Annotated in this window: 12 protein-coding genes; 5 read left to right on the forward strand and 7 right to left on the reverse strand. The window is 70.0% G+C overall.

What is annotated here, in order from left to right; translation table 11 throughout:
* Positions 1-123: 123 nt before the first annotated feature.
* Together argJ and C1707_RS10230 are read right to left on the reverse strand one after the other, a co-directional pair.
* On the reverse strand, positions 124-1,626 hold the full coding sequence (gene argJ, locus C1707_RS10225; RefSeq protein ID WP_240633903.1) for a bifunctional glutamate N-acetyltransferase/amino-acid acetyltransferase ArgJ: 1,503 nt from the start codon (positions 1,624-1,626) through the stop codon (positions 124-126).
* Positions 1,623-2,609 (reverse strand): peptidylprolyl isomerase, encoded by a 987-nt coding sequence (locus C1707_RS10230; protein ID WP_101715010.1) that lies wholly within the window; start codon positions 2,607-2,609, stop codon positions 1,623-1,625. Before C1707_RS10230 ends, argJ begins: the two co-directional genes overlap by 4 nt.
* Before the next feature lie 370 nt (positions 2,610-2,979).
* Here C1707_RS10230 and secA point away from each other — a divergent pair, with 370 nt between their 5' ends.
* Positions 2,980-5,745 (forward strand): preprotein translocase subunit SecA, encoded by a 2,766-nt coding sequence (gene secA / locus C1707_RS10235; protein ID WP_101715011.1) that lies wholly within the window; start codon positions 2,980-2,982, stop codon positions 5,743-5,745.
* A gap of 79 nt (positions 5,746-5,824) precedes the next feature.
* Here the strand turns inward: secA and C1707_RS10240 are convergent, their stop codons facing one another.
* The 3 genes from C1707_RS10240 to C1707_RS10250 form a co-directional block, all read right to left on the reverse strand.
* Positions 5,825-6,127 carry a hypothetical protein gene (locus C1707_RS10240; protein ID WP_101715012.1) on the reverse strand — a complete coding sequence of 101 codons (303 nt, stop codon included), beginning with the start codon at positions 6,125-6,127 and terminating at the stop codon, positions 5,825-5,827.
* Between the two features lie 66 nt (positions 6,128-6,193).
* On the reverse strand, positions 6,194-6,625 hold the full coding sequence (locus C1707_RS10245) for a carboxymuconolactone decarboxylase family protein (RefSeq protein WP_101715013.1): 432 nt from the start codon (positions 6,623-6,625) through the stop codon (positions 6,194-6,196).
* 228 nt (positions 6,626-6,853) lie between these two features.
* Complete coding sequence (locus tag C1707_RS10250; RefSeq protein WP_101715014.1) at positions 6,854-7,816, reverse strand: acetyl-CoA carboxylase carboxyltransferase subunit alpha; 963 nt, start codon at positions 7,814-7,816, stop codon at positions 6,854-6,856.
* A 284-nt stretch (positions 7,817-8,100) separates the two neighbouring features.
* Between C1707_RS10250 and C1707_RS10255 the strand changes: the two genes are divergently transcribed.
* From C1707_RS10255 to C1707_RS10270, 4 genes are all read left to right on the forward strand, one after another.
* The gene (locus tag C1707_RS10255; RefSeq protein WP_101715015.1) at positions 8,101-8,295 is read left to right on the forward strand and encodes a hypothetical protein; all 195 of its coding nucleotides are present in this window, start codon (positions 8,101-8,103) and stop codon (positions 8,293-8,295) included.
* A gap of 86 nt (positions 8,296-8,381) precedes the next feature.
* Entirely contained in the window at positions 8,382-8,795 is a 414-nt protein-coding gene (locus C1707_RS10260; protein ID WP_101715016.1) for an OsmC family protein, read from the forward strand.
* Between the two features lie 138 nt (positions 8,796-8,933).
* Positions 8,934-9,704 carry an ABC transporter ATP-binding protein gene (locus C1707_RS10265; RefSeq protein WP_101715017.1) on the forward strand — a complete coding sequence of 257 codons (771 nt, stop codon included), beginning with the start codon at positions 8,934-8,936 and terminating at the stop codon, positions 9,702-9,704.
* On the forward strand, positions 9,701-11,251 hold the full coding sequence (locus C1707_RS10270; RefSeq protein WP_101715018.1) for a hypothetical protein: 1,551 nt from the start codon (positions 9,701-9,703) through the stop codon (positions 11,249-11,251). The genes C1707_RS10265 and C1707_RS10270 overlap by 4 nt, the downstream gene beginning before the upstream one ends.
* 61 nt (positions 11,252-11,312) lie before the next feature.
* Here C1707_RS10270 and C1707_RS10275 read toward each other — a convergent pair whose 3' ends face one another.
* Together C1707_RS10275 and C1707_RS10280 are read right to left on the reverse strand one after the other, a co-directional pair.
* A complete protein-coding gene (locus C1707_RS10275) occupies positions 11,313-13,553 on the reverse strand; it encodes a sensor histidine kinase (protein WP_240633904.1) in 2,241 nt (746 codons plus the stop codon).
* A 265-nt stretch (positions 13,554-13,818) separates the two neighbouring features.
* Positions 13,819-15,297 (reverse strand): DEAD/DEAH box helicase, encoded by a 1,479-nt coding sequence (locus C1707_RS10280; protein WP_101715020.1) that lies wholly within the window; start codon positions 15,295-15,297, stop codon positions 13,819-13,821.
* Positions 15,298-15,628: the final 331 nt, after the last annotated feature.

Below are 15,628 nucleotides of genomic sequence, written 5' to 3' on the forward strand. Positions count from 1 at the left end.
TCACCCCTTTCCGTAAAATCCCCGCGAAAGCGGGGACCCAGGCCTTCTCCGGAACGCTGGGCGCTCGACGATAAAACACCTGGGCCCCCGCTTTCGCGGGGGTTTTACGGAGTGGGCATCAACCTACGACCGGTAGTCGCCGTTGATCGCCACGTACTGCTTGGTCAGGTCGCAGGTCCAGACGGTGGAACTGCCCTTGCCGACGCCGACCTCGACGGTGACCTCGAGTTCCTGGTGCTTCATGTAGGCGCTCATGGCCGCCTCGTCGTATTCGGCCGAGACCAGGCCGTCGCGGGCGGCGTAGAGGTCGCCGAAGCGGACGCTGATCTTTTCGCGGTTGACCGGCTCGTCGGCGCGGCCGACGGCCATGACGATGCGGCCCCAGTTGGCGTCCTCGCCGGCGAAGGCGGTCTTGACCAGCGGGCTCTCGGCGATCGTGCGGGCGATCTTGCGGGCCGACAGCGGGCTCTCAGCGCCGTTGACGGTGATCTTGACGAACTTGGTGGCGCCTTCGCCGTCGCGGACCAGTTGCATGGCCAGGTCCAGCAGCACGCCTTCCAGCTTTTCGCGGAAGTCGGCCAGGCGCTTGTCGCCGGCGCGGCTGATCTTGGGCGCGCCCGACTGGCCGGTGGCGAACAGGAGCAGGGTGTCGTTGGTCGAGCGGTCGCCGTCCACCGTCACGCAGTTGAAGGTGGTGCGGGTATAGAGCGAGACCAGGGTCTGCAGGGCGGCGGGCGCGATGGCCGCGTCGGTGGCCACGAAGGCCAGCATGGTGGCCATGTCGGGCGCGATCATGCCCGAGCCCTTGGCGATGCCGGCGATCTTCACCTCGTGCCCGTCGATCGTCGCCGTGGCGTAGGCGCCCTTCGGGAAGGTGTCGGTGGTCATGATCGCCGAGGCGGCGGCGGCCCAGCCGTCCGGCGTCAGGCGGGTCTCCACCTCGCGCAGGTTCGAGGTGATCTTGCTGTCGTCGAGGATCACGCCGATGACGCCGGTCGAGGCCATCATCACGTCGCGCTGGCGGCAGTCGAAGCGCTTGCCCACGGCCGTGGCCACGCGGCGAACGGCGTCGGCGCCGGGCTTGCCGGTGAAGCTGTTGGCGCAGCCGGCGTTGACCACCAGGGCGCGCACGTCCGCGCCGCCGGTGGCGGCCAGCTGGCGCTTGCACCAGTCGACCGGGGCCGAACCCACGCCGTGACGGGTGAAGACGCCGGCGCCCGAGGTGCCCTCGGCGAAGCGCATCAGCAGCAGGTCGGGCCGCTCGTGCTTGTAGAAGCCGGCGCGGCCGGTGGCGATCTCCACCCCGGCGATCGGCGGGATGGTCGGGAACGGCACGACCAGCGGCGAGACGGCCAGGCCCGGCTTGCCCGGGGCGGCGGGCGGCGGGGCCGCGGCTTGGGCGGGGGTCTCGCCGGCCGACTTCTGGGCGCGGCGCAGGCCGGCGCGCTTCAGGGCCGAGGCCAGCGGGTCGAGGGCGCGGTCCAGCGCATGGCCGACGGTGGCGCCGACCTGGCCGACGATCTCGGCGGGCGTGGTGGTGGCCGGCGTCTTCTCGGCGGCCTTCGGAGCGGCCTTGGTCTTAGCGGCGGCCTTGTCGGTCGAGGTCGTGGTGGGCTTGCGGGTCATTTCTTCTGGGCCGAGTTCTGGGCCGGAGCCGAGGCGGGCGGGGCGTTGTCGAGGTCGGAACTGGGGGCGGCGTCGCCGCCTCCGGGCGGCGCGGAGGCCGGTTCCTGCGGGGCGCCGGGGATGTCCTGGCCCTTGCCGACCAGCATCTCCACCTTGGCGCCGCCGCGCAGTTTCTCCAGCAGGTCGCGGACCTGGTCGTAGGTGAGGAAACGCACGATCTGCGGACGGGCTTCCTCCAGGCTCATCGGCGCTTCCTGGCGCTTGTCCTCGACGCGCATCACCACCCAGCCGCCGGTGATCGCGAACGGGCCGACCAGGTCGCCCTTCTTGGCGTCCTTCAGGGCTGCGGCGTAGGGCTCGGGCATGATGTCGACGGTGAAGTAGTCGAGGTCGCCGCCCTTGAAGCGGGTGGCCTCGTCCTTCGAGCGCTCCATGGCCAGGGCGTCGAACGAGGCGCCGGTCGCCAGCAGCTTCTTGACGCTTTCGGCCTCGGCCTGGGTGGGCACCAGGATCTGGCGGGCGCGGATCTCCTCGGACTGCTTGGTCAGCTTCTGCTGCTCGCCGTAGAGGCCGCGGATGTTGTCTTCGGTGACAGCCTTCTCGACCATGCCCTCGACCAGCATGTCGCCGAGGATCCGCTCGCGGGCGGCGGCAAGGCGGCGCTGGGCCACGGGATCCTTGTCGAGCTTGCGCTCGATGGCCTCGGCGGCCAGCAGCTTCTGGTCGATCACCTCGTCGAGGACGCGACGGAACAGGTCGGACGAGACGTCCAGCGGCTCGCCTTCGCCGATCAGGCCCTGAGCGACCGCCTCGCGCTTGACGTCCGAGGCCCAGACGGCGTGGCCGTCGACCCGGGCAACGGCCGTGTCGCCGGGCTCCGGCGGGCGTTCGTCGACGCCGCCGCGGCCGCAGGCGGCGACCAGCAGCGCCAGGCCGAGAACGGCGGCGGTGAGGAGCGAGCGAGGATTACGGACGGGGGTCATCGGGCGCGGATCTCCGCTGGTCTTATGAAATGCGCTCTAGAGCGCGTCAGGCCAAAGGGAAAGCCGTTTCGGCGGCTCGGGTCGCTAAACTTCGCGCGCGAGGACAAGGTTCGCGGAACCCGGCGGGGCTGGAAGGGTTTGCATCGCCGCCGAGCGGGTTTCGCGCGCGGGGTGAAAGCTTGGCCGATCCGGCTTTTCGCGGCCCCGGCGGGCCGGGCCTCGCGTTGACACTGGGAGGGGCGGTGCTTAAGTCTCGCGCGCGCGCCGTTTTCAGGGGTTCAACGATCTCGGCGCATCGCCATTACCGTAGTGAAGGCCGATAAAGCCTTAGCGCCGGCCACACTAAGTTCTCGCTCCGGATCCTTTCTGCATGCTCGGCTTCGCCAAAAAGCTCTTCGGTTCCTCCAACGAACGCAAGGTGAAGTCGCTTCACGGCCGCGTCGCCAAGATCAACGCGCTCGAGCCCCAGATGGCCGCGCTGTCGGACGAAGCGCTGAAGGCCAAGACCCAGGAATTCAAGGACCGCCTGGAAAAGGGCGCGACCCTCGACGACATTCTCGACGAAGCCTTCGCCGTGGTGCGGGAGGGCTCCAAGCGCGCCCTGGGCATGCGCCATTTCGACGTGCAGCTGATCGGCGGCATGGTGCTGCACTTCGGCGGCATCTCCGAAATGCGCACCGGTGAAGGCAAGACGCTGGTCGCCACCCTGCCGACCTACCTGAACGCCCTGGCCGGCAAGGGCGTGCACGTCATCACCGTCAACGACTACCTGGCCACCCGCGACGCCGAGTGGATGGGCCAGCTCTACAACTTCCTGGGCCTGTCCTACGGCATCATCGTCAACGGCCTGAGCCAAGGCGACCGTCAGCGCGCCTACCGCGCCGACATCACCTACGGCACCAACAACGAGTTCGGCTTCGACTACCTGCGCGACAACCTCGTGTATGACGTCAACGAGATGGTCCAGCGCGGCCACCACTACGTGATCGTCGACGAGGTCGACTCGATCCTGATCGACGAAGCCCGCACCCCGCTGATCATCTCGGGCCCGACCGAGGACCGCAGCGAGCTCTACAAGACCATCGATCTGCTCGTTAAGGAGCTGATCAAGGACAAGACCAACTACGATCACGACGAGAAGCAGAAGCAGGTCATCCTGACCGAGGAAGGCCAGGAGCGGATCGAAGAGGTCCTGATCTCGGGCGGCCACCTGGCGGAAGACACCGCCGGCCTCTACGACGCGGCCAACATCTCGATCGTGCACCACGTCAACCAGGCCCTGCGCGCCAACGTGCTCTACACGCGCGACAAGGACTACATCGTCAAGGGCGGCGAAGTGGTCCTGATCGACGAGTTCACCGGCCGCATGATGACCGGCCGCCGCCTGTCGGAAGGCCTGCACCAGGCCATCGAGGCCAAGGAAGGCGCCGACATCCAGCCCGAGAACCAGACCCTGGCCTCGGTGACCATCCAGAACTACTTCCGCCTCTACACCAAGCTGTCGGGCATGACCGGCACGGCCTCGACCGAGGCCCAGGAATTCGACGACATCTACAAGATGAGCGTCTCGGAAATCCCGACCAACCGCGTCATCCAGCGCATCGACGACGACGACGAGGTCTACCGCACCGAGGCCGAGAAGAACCGCGCCATCCTGGTGCAGATCGCCGACTGCCACGTGCGCGGCCAGCCGATCCTGGTCGGCACCGTGTCGATCGAGAAGTCGGAAGAACTGTCCAAGCTGCTCGACGCCTACGAGTGGGAAGTCGAGGGCAAGAAGCGCAAGGGCATCCCGCACCAGGTGCTGAACGCCCGCTTCCACGAACAGGAAGCCGGCATCGTCGCCGACGCCGGCGTGCCGGGCGCGGTGACCATCGCCACCAATATGGCCGGCCGCGGCACCGACATCCAGCTGGGCGGCAGCATCGACATGCGCCTGTCCAAGTGGAAGATCGAGCAACGGGGCCTGGGCATCGAGGTCACGCCGGAAGCCGAGGCCGAGCATCGCGCCGAGATCGAGGCCGAGATCGCCGACGCCAAGAAGGCGGCCCTGGCCGCCGGCGGCCTGTTCGTGCTGGGCACCGAGCGCCACGAGAGCCGCCGCATCGACAACCAACTGCGCGGCCGCACCGGCCGTCAGGGCGACCCGGGCCGTTCGAAGTTCTTCCTGTCGTGCGAAGACGACCTGCTGCGCATCTTCGCCGGCGAGCGCCTGGACGCGATCATGCGCACCTTCGGCGTCCAGGACGGCGAGGCGATCACCCACCGCTGGCTGAACGCCGCCATCGCCAAGGCCCAGACCCGCGTCGAGCAGCGCAACTACGAAATCCGCAAGAACCTCCTGAAGTACGACGACGTCGTCAACGACCAGCGCAAGGCCGTGTTCGAGCAGCGCCAGGAGTTCATGGAATCGAGCGATCTGTCGGAAGTCATCCACGAGATGCGCCACGACGTGATCGACGACCTGGTCGGCCGCCACGTGCCGCCGAAGGCCTACGCCGAGCAGTGGGACATCGAGGGCCTGCACGAGCGCGTCCAGGCGATCCTCGGCATGGACCTGCCGCTGAAGGAATGGGCCAGCGAGGAGGGCGTCGACGACGAGGCCTTCCGCGAGCGCATCACCAAGGCCGCCGACGAGTACGCCGCCCAGCGCGAGGTGATCATCACGCCCGAGCAGATGCGTCAGGTGGAAAAGAGCTTCCTGCTGCAGATGATCGATCTGCAGTGGCGCGAGCACCTGATGCACCTGGACCACCTGCGCAACGTCATCGGCCTGCGCGGCTACGGCCAGCGCGACCCGCTGAACGAGTACAAGACCGAAGCCTTCAGCCTGTTCGAGAAGCTGCTGGGCGACCTGCGCAGCAACACCACCCGCTGGCTGATGACGGTCGAGATCGCCTATGCCGAGCCCGAGCCGCTGCACACGCCGGAAAACCTGATCCCGGTGCACCTGGATCCGCTGACCGGCGAGAACGCCGCCGTCGCCGGCGCCATCCCCGAAGGCCTGTCGCCGGAGCAGCGCGAGGCCCTGCCGGTCTCGTCCCTGCCGGAAGGCTGGGAGCGCACCAACCGCAACGGCGCCTGCCCCTGCGGTTCGGGCAAGAAGTTCAAGCAGTGCCACGGCTCGCTGGTCTGACGACCGGCGGCTGAACGGCCGGAAACGACGAAGCCCGCCCCGGCAGACCGGGGCGGGCTTTTTGCTGGGCGGCGCGTGGCTAGTCCTGCTTCGGCGTCTTCAGGTCCATGCCCAGGGTCGGGCCGATGCCGTCGGGGTGGTCGCCGAACGGGTTGCGGCGGGCGTTGGCCAGGGCGTTGAGGCGACGGCGCAGGTCGTCGTCGACCCGGACGATGTCGTCGATCGCCGCGGTCTGCTCGGCATGGGCCTCCGAACCGTCGGGCTCGGCCAGCACGCGCTCGACGGCGGCCAGGAAGCGCGCCTCCTCGGGCGAGCCGGACGGCGGCGGGGCCTCCAGCCAGGCCAGCACGGTCTCGAGCGAGTCTTCGAAGGTCTGGGCCATGCGGGCGTCTCCTTTAGCAGGGGGAGCCTGGGCAACGCTTCGCATGGCCGGGTCGTTCAACGGGCTTCAGTGAACCGAGACGCCCAGACGGTTCCACAGGTTGATCATCGCCGTCAGGGCGGTCAGGGCGCTGGCCTCGACCTCGCTGTAGTGGGCGCGCAGGTCGGCGCGCAGCGGGGCTAGGTCCACCTTGGTCGGCAGCTGGGTCAGGGCCTCGGTCCAGGCCAGGGCGGCCTTTTCGGCGGGGGTGTAGTCGGCGACGTGGCGCCAGACGGTCAGCCGGTCGAGCCGCTCGTTGGTCTCGCCGTCGTCGCGGGCTTCCTTCGAATGCATCTTCACGCAGAAGGCGCAGTCGTTGAGCTGCGAGGCGCGCAGCTTGAGCAGGTGCATCAGGCGCGGATCGATCCCGGCCGCGACAACCGCGCCCTCGGCGGCGACGAAGGCCTGGTAGACGGCCGGCACGTTCTTGTCGTGGCGGAAGGGGGCGGTGTCGCTCATGGTGCTGATCCTCGGCTGCGGCCCGGCATGGGTCGTTCGAGGTCAGGACGAGACGGGCGCATGCCGTGTGACATGGCGTCTGGAAAAAGTCGGAGGGACAGGCCGCCCCAACCGTAAAACCCCCGCGAAAGCGGGGGCTAGGCCTATTCCGAAACCCAGGGTGCGTGACGATAGGACGCCCGGGGTCCCCGCTTTCGCGGGGATTTCACGGGAGCAGGGGGGCTGTCCCTACTGCAGCCCTTCGCGGCCGATGGCGTAGAAGCGCTCGGCGCGCTGGCGCTTCAGTTCGGCCGAAGTGAGCACCGACAGCTTCTTCAGCTCGTCCTCGACCGCGTCGCCGACGGCCTTGATCGCGGCTTCCGGGTCGGAGTGGGCGCCGCCGGCCGGTTCCTCGACGATGCGGTCGACGATGCGCAGCTTGATCAGGTCCTGAGCGGTGATCTTCATGTTGGTGGCCGCGTCCTTGGCCCGGCCGCCGTCGCGCCACAGGATCGAGGCCGCGCCTTCCGGCGAGATCACCGAATAGATCGAGTGCTCGAGGATCAGCACGCGGTTGGCGCCGGCCAGGGCGATGGCGCCGCCCGAGCCGCCTTCGCCGGTGATGGTGGTGACCATGGGCGTGCCCAGCGTCAGGCAGCGCTCGGTCGAGCGGGCGATGGCCTCGGCCTGGCCGCGCTCTTCGGCGCCCAGGCCCGGATAGGCGCCGGCGGTGTCGACGAAGGTGACGACCGGCAGGTTGAAGCGCTCGGCCATGTCCATCAGGCGCACGGCCTTGCGGTAGCCCTCGGGGCGGGCCATGCCAAAGTTGTGCTTCAGGCGGGTGGTGGTGTCGTAGCCCTTCTCGTGGCCCATCACGACCACCGGCATGCCGCGGAAGCGGCCCAGGCCGCCCACGATCGCCTGGTCGTCGGCGAACTTGCGGTCGCCGCGCAGCTCGACGAACTCGTCGATCAGGCCCGCGACATAATCACGCAGGTGCGGACGCTGCGGGTGGCGGGCGACCATCGTCTTCTGCCAGGCGTCCAGGCCGGCATAGGCTTCCTTGCGAAGGACCTGCACGCGCTCGCGCAGGGCGCCGATCTCGCTGTCGAACGCGCCGGGGCCAGCCGTCTCGGAAAGCTTTGAAAGCTCTTCGATCTTGGCTTCCAGGTCGGCGATGGGTCGCTCGAAATCGAGATAGTGCGCGGCCATGAGTCTCTTAACGTCGCCGTTTGCGAAAGGTTGGCGAACCTAGTGCGTGATGACGCCCAGGGAAAGCGCATTCACGCGGAATTGGAACCACCGTCTCGGCGACGGATTCCCTGAAGACGGGATTTGTCCCCAGTCGAGTCCCGCCGATAAACCGAACCCCTATGGTGAATCGAACGCCGATCATTATATTGGGTTCTCAAGAGCCGGCTGCGGAAGTCAGCTGGCGCTGCGGCCCCGCCCATCGAACATGGACACGGCCCGCCTGATGAGGACGCATCGTTCCCATGCAGGTGTTCACTTTCTTCTGTGTCGAGCGCGACGGCTCGGTTCCCCGTTTCGACGTCACGGCCTGCGCCGACGACAACGCCGCGCGCGTGCGCGCCGGCGAGTTGTTCGACATGCATCGCGGCTGCAACGAGGTCGAGGTCTGGCGAGGCGCCACCCACCTGTTCAAGGTCGGGGCAGGCGCGGCCGCCTGAACCTTCACGCCAGAGCCTGATCGACCAAGCGCGAGACCCGCCGAGGCGCCACAGTGGGGTCCTCGACCGCTCAGGGATTCACGCCAATGACCGACATCGCCCGCCCTTCCGCCATCGCCGAGGACAGCGGCCACGGCGGCGTGCAGATCATGGTCACCGCCGGCCCCTCGCGGCTGGCCGGCGACCTGAAGCCCTCCGAGGGCGGCCTCGACACCGGCCCCAATCCCCACGACCTGGTGGCCGCGGGCCTGGCGGCCTGCACCACCCAGACGCTGCGCCTCTACGCCAGGCGCAAGGGCTGGGCCCTCGGCGCGGTGCGGGTGGAGGCCACCTGGCGGCGGCTGCCTGGCCAGGTTCCGGCCGACGTCTTCGATCGCGTGATCACCCTGCCGTCCGACCTGGACGAGGCCCAGCGCCAGCGCCTCGTCGAGATCGCCGAGGCCTGCCCGGTGCACAAGATGCTGACGGCAGGCGTGAGGATCGAGACGCGGGTCGCCTGAGGCAGCGGTCCTTTTTACCTCCCGTCATTCCCGCCCTTGTGGCGGGAATGACGGGAAGTTGGAGGGCGCGGAATCGCCTCGCGGAGCCCCGCGCTTGCGCCCCTCACCCAATCGCGATCACATGCCCGTCGTGATTGCATGGGGGCCAGCGTGACCGAAGCCTTGATCGTGCGGGGGCTGGACAAGACCTTCGCCAAGCCGGCCGTCCGCGAGCTGGACCTGACGGTGCATCCGGGCGAGCTCTACGCGCTGCTGGGCCCCAACGGCGCGGGCAAGACCACCACCCTGCGGATGGTCGCGGGCCTGACCAAGCCCGACAAGGGCGCGATCAGCATCTTCGGTATCGACGCCCTGGCCGACCCGGCCGCGGCCAAGGCCGTCACCGCCTGGGCGCCGGACGAGGCGATGATCTACGACCGGCTGACGCCGCTGGAGTACCTGGAGTTCGTCGCCGGCCTGTGGAACGTCGAGCCCAAGCACGCCAAGGCCCGGGCGCTGGAGCTGCTGGAGACCCTGGGTCTGGCGTCCGAAGCCCGGCGGCGGTGCGAGGGCTTCTCGCGCGGCATGAAGCAGAAGGTGGCCCTGGCCGGCGCCCTGATCCACGATCCCAGGCTGCTGATCCTCGACGAGCCGCTGACCGGCCTCGACGCGGCTTCGGCGCGGCTGGTGAAGGACATGCTGCAGGCCCGCGTCGACGCTGGCGGCACGGTGATCCTGACCACCCACATCCTCGAGGTTGCCGAGCGCATGGCCGACCGCATCGGCATCATCGCCGGCGGCCGCCTGCTGGCCGAGGGCACGCTCGACGCGCTGCGCGCGCACGCGGGCAAGACGGGGAGCGGGCAGGGCTGCGGCGACACGCTGGAAGATGTCTTCCTGCAGCTGACCGCCGACGGAGCGCCCGCGTGAGCCTGCTGCGGCCCGGTTCGATCCCCTGGCTGCTCGCCCACGAGATGCGGCTGAGCTTTCGCGCCCTGACCGGCAAGCGGGCGATGGGCGGCGTGGGGGCGATGATCGGCGTTTCGGCCCTGGCCCTGCTGATGCTGAGCGGCGGGGTGATCATCGGCCTGGCCCTGCGCAGGCTGGACGTGCCGGTGATCCCCCTTTCGGCCGCCGTCGCCCTGGCCTGCTGCGCCACGGCCTTCACCCTGATGCTGTCCCAGACCCTGGCGGCGGCCGGCGAGGCCCTCTACGAGCGCGGGGATCTGGATCTTCTGTTCTCCTCGCCGATCCCGCCGCGCACGGTGCTGTTCGTCCGCGCGCTGGGCGTGGCGACCGGCGTGCTGACGGTGTTCCTGATCTTCGTCACCCCCCTGCTGGGGCCGGCGATCATCCTGGGCCATCCGGAGTGGCTGGGCCTGTTCGGCGTGCTCGCGGCGCTTGCCCTGCTGGCCACGGCGACGGGCCTGAGCCTGGCCATGGCCCTGTTCCGCCTGATCGGGCCGCGCCGCACGCGCACCGTTGCCCAGGTGCTGGCGGCCCTGACCGGCGCGGCGTTCTTCCTGGCCAGCCAGGTCCGCACCCTGATGGGCGAGCGGGCCAGCGAGAGCCTGTTCCAGTCCCTGGCGCGCGAGGCGGCCGAGGGCCGGGTGAAGCTTCCGCCGATCGGCTACTGGCCGCTGAAGGCGATGCTGGGCGAGCCGCTGCCGCTGCTGGCCATGCTGGCGATCGGCGCGGGAGCCTTCGTCCTGACCGCCTTGTCGCTGGGTCGGCGCTTCGCCGACGCCGCGGCGGCCACGCAAGGGGCGGAGACGGCGGCCGCCAGGCCGGCCAAGGGGCGTGACCGGGCCTTCGCGCGCGGTGTGTTCGCCGCCACCCTGGCCAAGGAGCTGCGGCTGATCCTGCGCGACGCGGGCCTGCTGTCGCAGGTGCTGCTGCGGGTGCTCTACCTGGTGCCGACGGCGGTGATCCTCAGCCGCAACGCCGGCCATGGCGACGGCGGCGCGGCCTTGGCGGGCGGAGCGGGGGTCGTGGTGTTCCTGGCCGGACAGGTGGCCGGCAGTCTGGCGTGGATCACCCTGTCGGCCGAGGAGAGCCCCGACCTGCTGGCCGTGTCGCCGGCCGCCACCCGCAGCCTGCGCCGCGCCAAGCTGGCGGCCGCCCTGCTGCCGGTTGCCCTGCTGCTGGTCCTGCCGCTGGGTCTGCTGCTGTGGCTGGCCCCGGTCACTGCGCTGTGGACGGCGCTGGGGGCCGGCCTGTCGGCCTGGGCCTGCGGCCTGATCAACGTCTGGCACCAGAAGCCGGGCAAGCGCGCCGACTTCAAGCGCCGCCGCGGGGCGTCGTGGTTCGCCACCCTGGCCGAGGTGGTGGTCTCGGCTCTGGTGGCCGGCGCCACGGGCCTGGCGGTGGCGGGCCTGGCGGCTTGGGCGCTGATCCCGCTGGGCGTCGCGGGGCTCGCCATGCTGGCCCTGCGGCGCAGCGACGAGCAGATCGCCAAGGTGCTGCGGATGGCGTGAGGGAGGTCGCCCCTCTCCGTCGCCTTCGGCGACACCTCTCCCAGAGGGAGAGGGTTGCGCGTCAGCAGTCCAGCAGGGCGGTGATCGCGCATTCCACGCCTTCGGGCTTGAAGTCGATCCGCGCCTCGCCCGATAGCTCCGAGGCCAGGCCCCGCTCGATCAGGCGCGAGCCGAAGCCGCGGCGGGTGGGGGCCACAACCGGCGGGCCGCCGCTTTCGGTCCAGCGCAGGGCAAGGCGCGGCACGCCGCTGTAGTCGACGCTCCAGGCGATGGTCACCTGCCCGCCCTGGCGCGACAGGGCGCCGTATTTCACCGCGTTGGTGGCCAACTCGTGCAGGGCCATCGACAGCGACAGGGCCGGGCGGGGCGACAGGCGCACCGATGGGCCGTCCAGCACGAAGCGGCCCTCGCCGCCGTGCAGGGCCACCAGGCGGTCGACCACGTCCAGCAGGTCGGCGCCTTCCCAGTTCTCGCGGGTCAGGACGTCGTGGGCCTCCGACAGGGCGATGATGCGGGCGGTGAAGGCCTCCTGGGCGGCCGGCAGCGAGCGGGCGGCGTGGAAGGTCTGGCCGGCGATGGCCTGGATGGTGGCCAGCGAGTTCTTCACCCGGTGGTTCAGTTCGTTGACCAGCAGCCGCAGGTGCAGTTCGGCGCGCTTGCGGTCGGTGATGTTGACCGTGGTGCCGATCATCCGGACCGGTTTGCCGTCGGCGTCGAAGAAGGCCTTGCCCTTGGCCGACAGCCAGCGCTCGACCCCGTCCTCGCGGCCGATCACCCGGAACTCGACGTCGTAGTCGGCGCGGATGCGGCCGTCGAGCGTGCGGCGCAGGGCCTCGCGCACGCCGTCGCGGTCGGAGCGATGCAGGTTGGCGTAGAAGTCCTCGCGCACCACCGGCGTGCCCGGCGCCACGCCGAACATGGCGTAGCAGCGGTCCGACCAGGTCAGGGCGTCGTTCTTGATGTCGAGGTCCCAGGTGCCGACGTCGGCGGCCTCGATGGCCAGGCGCAGCGTCTCTTCCTGCGAGACCAGCTTGCGGGCGGCCTCCTTGCGTTCGGTGACGTCCGAGCCGACGCCGACGAAGCGCACGCAGGCGCCGCGCTCGAAATAGGCACGCCCGAACACCTCGATCCAGCGCAGGGCGCCGTCGATCGGTCGGACGATGCGGTATTCGACGTTGATCAGCCCGTCGCCGGCCGGGTCGGTGGCGGCCGCCACCGCGGCCTTGACCGGCTCGACGTCGTCGGGATGCAGCAGGGCCACGAAGCTGTCGAAGTCCTGCGGTCCCGGCTCGGGCACGCCGAACATCTCGCACGAGCGGCGGTCCCAGTAGCGCTGGCCGGTGCTGGGATTGTGGTCCCAGCGGCCCATGCCGGCCGCCTCCATCGCGATGTCGCGATCGAGGCGGGCCTCCAGCAGTTCGGTCTCCATCCGCTTGCGTTCGGTGATGTCGAAGACGACGCCGGCGTTGCGGTCGGCCTGGCCGTCGGCGTCGAGGTAGCAATGGCCGCTGGCGGCCACCCAGCGCACCGAGCCGTCGGCCTGGACGAGGCGGTATTCGTCGGCGAACTCTCCGCCGGTCTCCATCGCCGCCAGGGCGATCGCGCGCACCCGCTCGCGGTCCTCGTCGTGGACGGCGGGGGTGAAGCGCTGGGCGGGCAGGCCCTGCGTGGCGAAGGCCGGGTCCACCTGGTGCAGGCTGGCGTAGCGGGCGTCGCAATAGACGCGGTTGGCCTTGATGTCCCATTCCCAGGCGCCGACCCCGCCGGCGGCCTCCAGGGCCATGTCGTAGCGGGCCCGGGTGTCGCGCAGCTCCTTCTCGGTCTCGACCGCGCTGGTGATCTCGACGGCCGAGACCAGCACGCCGCCGATGCCGGTCGGGGCGGTCTGGTCGGGGACGGGGCTGTAGCTGACGGCGAAGTGGGCCAGGCGGGCCTCTCCGGCCTCGCGCTGCACCTGCAGGGGCATGCGCTCGAGGGCGTAGCCGCCGCTCTCGCCCGAGAGGATGTCGTGGTGGATGCCCAGCAGGGTGGCGCGGAAGGCGTCCGAATGCTGGGTGAAGGGTCGGCCCAGCGCGTCGGGATGACGCTCGCGCAGCGAGGGCGCGTAGGCGTCGTTGTAGATCAGGATCAGCTCGGGACCCCAGCGCAGGGCCATGGGGAAGTTGGTGGCCATCAGCATGTCGACGGCCAGCCGAAGGCTCGGCGACCAGGCTTCGCGCGGGCCCAGCGGGGTCCGCGACCAGTCGAAGACCTTCACGCGTTCGGCCATTTCCCCACCGGCCAGCCGCGTGAACGCAGGCAAGCTTCGCCCTTCGCCCTGCGGCATGGCGTTCTGTCCCTCCCACCGGCTCCCCTAAAGCCGGGTCCGGCGAACAATGGCCAGACGGCTCAACGGGTTGCAAGGGAGGGCTGCGATCCCTGCGCGCAAGCGTCGCAGGAGGCTCGGCTCAGGGATGCGATTCTCGCGCATCGGGCGAGGGCGCTCGACCGCAGGTGCGGGCGACGGCGCAAAGAAAAGGCCGCCTTCCCGAAGGAAGGCGGCCGATCCTCATGTCATGTCGGAACGATCAGTCGATCGGGCTCCAGCGGGTCTCGACCGTCTGGATGCCGCCGCCGCCGCCGCGCTTGGGGCCGCGGAAGTCGCCGCCCTGCTTGGCGCCCCCTTGGGCGCCGCCGCCTTGGGCGTTGCGGCCCTGACCGCCGCGCCCGCCGTTGCGGCCGTCGCTGCGACCCTGGGCCTGACGGCCTTCGCCGCCGCCCTTGCCCGGGGCGCTCTTGCCCTGGCCGCCGCCGTTGCGGTTGCGCTTGCGGCGCAGTTCCGACGGGACGTTGTTGCGCGGGTCGGCCTTGCGCGGGTCGACGTACTTCTCGGCCGGAGCCAGCTTGTCGGCGACGGCCGCGGCGGCCGCCAGGGCCTTGTCGTTGCGGCGGTCGAAGGACGGGATCTTCTGGCGGGTGGCCTTCTCGATGTCCTTCAGCAGGCTGCGCTCGTCGTCCGAGCAGAAGCTGATGGCCACGCCGTCCTTGCCCTTGCGGGCGGTGCGGCCGATCCGGTGGACATAGGCCTCCGGCACGTTGGGCAGCTCGTAGTTGAAGACGTGGCTGATGTCGTTGACGTCGATGCCGCGGGCGGCGATGTCGGTCGCGACCAGGGCCTTGACCTCGCCGGCCTTGAAGGCGGCCAGGGCGCGCTCGCGCTGGCCCTGCGTCTTGTCGCCGTGGATCGAGGCGGCCTCGATGCCGGCGGCGGTCAGGTACTTGGCCACGCGGTCGGCGCCGCGCTTGGTGCGGGTGAAGACGATCGAACGCTCGACGGCGCGATCGGCCAGCAGTTCGGCCAGCAGCGGGCGCTTGCGCTGAGCTTCGATGTAGATCAGCGACTGGTCGATGCGCTCGACCGTGGTGGCCTGCGGGGTGATCGAGACCGAGGCCGGGTTCTTCAGCAGTTCGCCGGCCAGCTTGCCGATCTCGCCCGGCATGGTGGCCGAGAAGAACAGGTTCTGGCGGTCCTTGGGCAGCTGGCTGGCGATCTTGCGGATCGGCACCACGAAGCCCAGGTCGAGCATCTGGTCGGCTTCGTCGAGCACGAAGATCTCGACGCCGCCCAGGGTGGCGCTCTTTTCGCCCAGGTGGTCCATCAGACGGCCCGGGGTGGCGACGACCACGTCGACGCCGGCGGCCAGGGCGCGCATCTGCGGGCCGTACTTCACGCCGCCGAAGATGGTGGCGACCGAGAGGCCCAGGTGGGCGGCGTAGGCCTTGAAGTTGTCGGCGATCTGCGTCGCGAGTTCGCGGGTCGGGGACAGGACCAGGCAGCGGAAGCCGCGGCGCGGGGCCGGACGGCGGTCCTCGGCCAGGCGGTGCAGGATCGGCAGGGCGAAGGCGGCGGTCTTGCCGGTGCCGGTCTGGGCGATGCCCAGCAGATCGCGGCCCTTCATGACGATCGGAATGGCCTGGGCCTGGATCGGGGTGGGCTGGGTGTAGCCCTTGTCGGCCAGGGCCTTGAGGATCGGCTTGGCCAGGCCAAGGTCGGTGAATTGAGTCACTGCGGACGTATCTTTCGTACGGTCGCGAGACGGCGCGCGCGGTCCTCGCACGGCTCGCCTGGCGGCGGGTCGGTGGGGAGCGCCCCGCGTGATACGGGCGGTCTATGAGAAGCTTTCAGGGCGCTCGACAGGCTGAACCCAGAGGGGTCCGTCACGCGGCTGGAGCACCGATAGCGCCTATTGGCGCGCCGCTCATATCGTATATCGCAGGTGCGAAGTCAAGGGCGGGCCCCAAGGCGGGCCTTGAGGGGCAAGGGTTTGCGGGCAGGCCGACCGCCGTGCCGGCCCCCTCCGGCCCTCCGGGCCACCTCCCCCAGCGGGGGAGGATCTC

Origin of the sequence: Caulobacter flavus (genome assembly GCF_003722335.1) — a bacterium.
Lineage (GTDB): Bacteria > Pseudomonadota > Alphaproteobacteria > Caulobacterales > Caulobacteraceae > Caulobacter > Caulobacter flavus.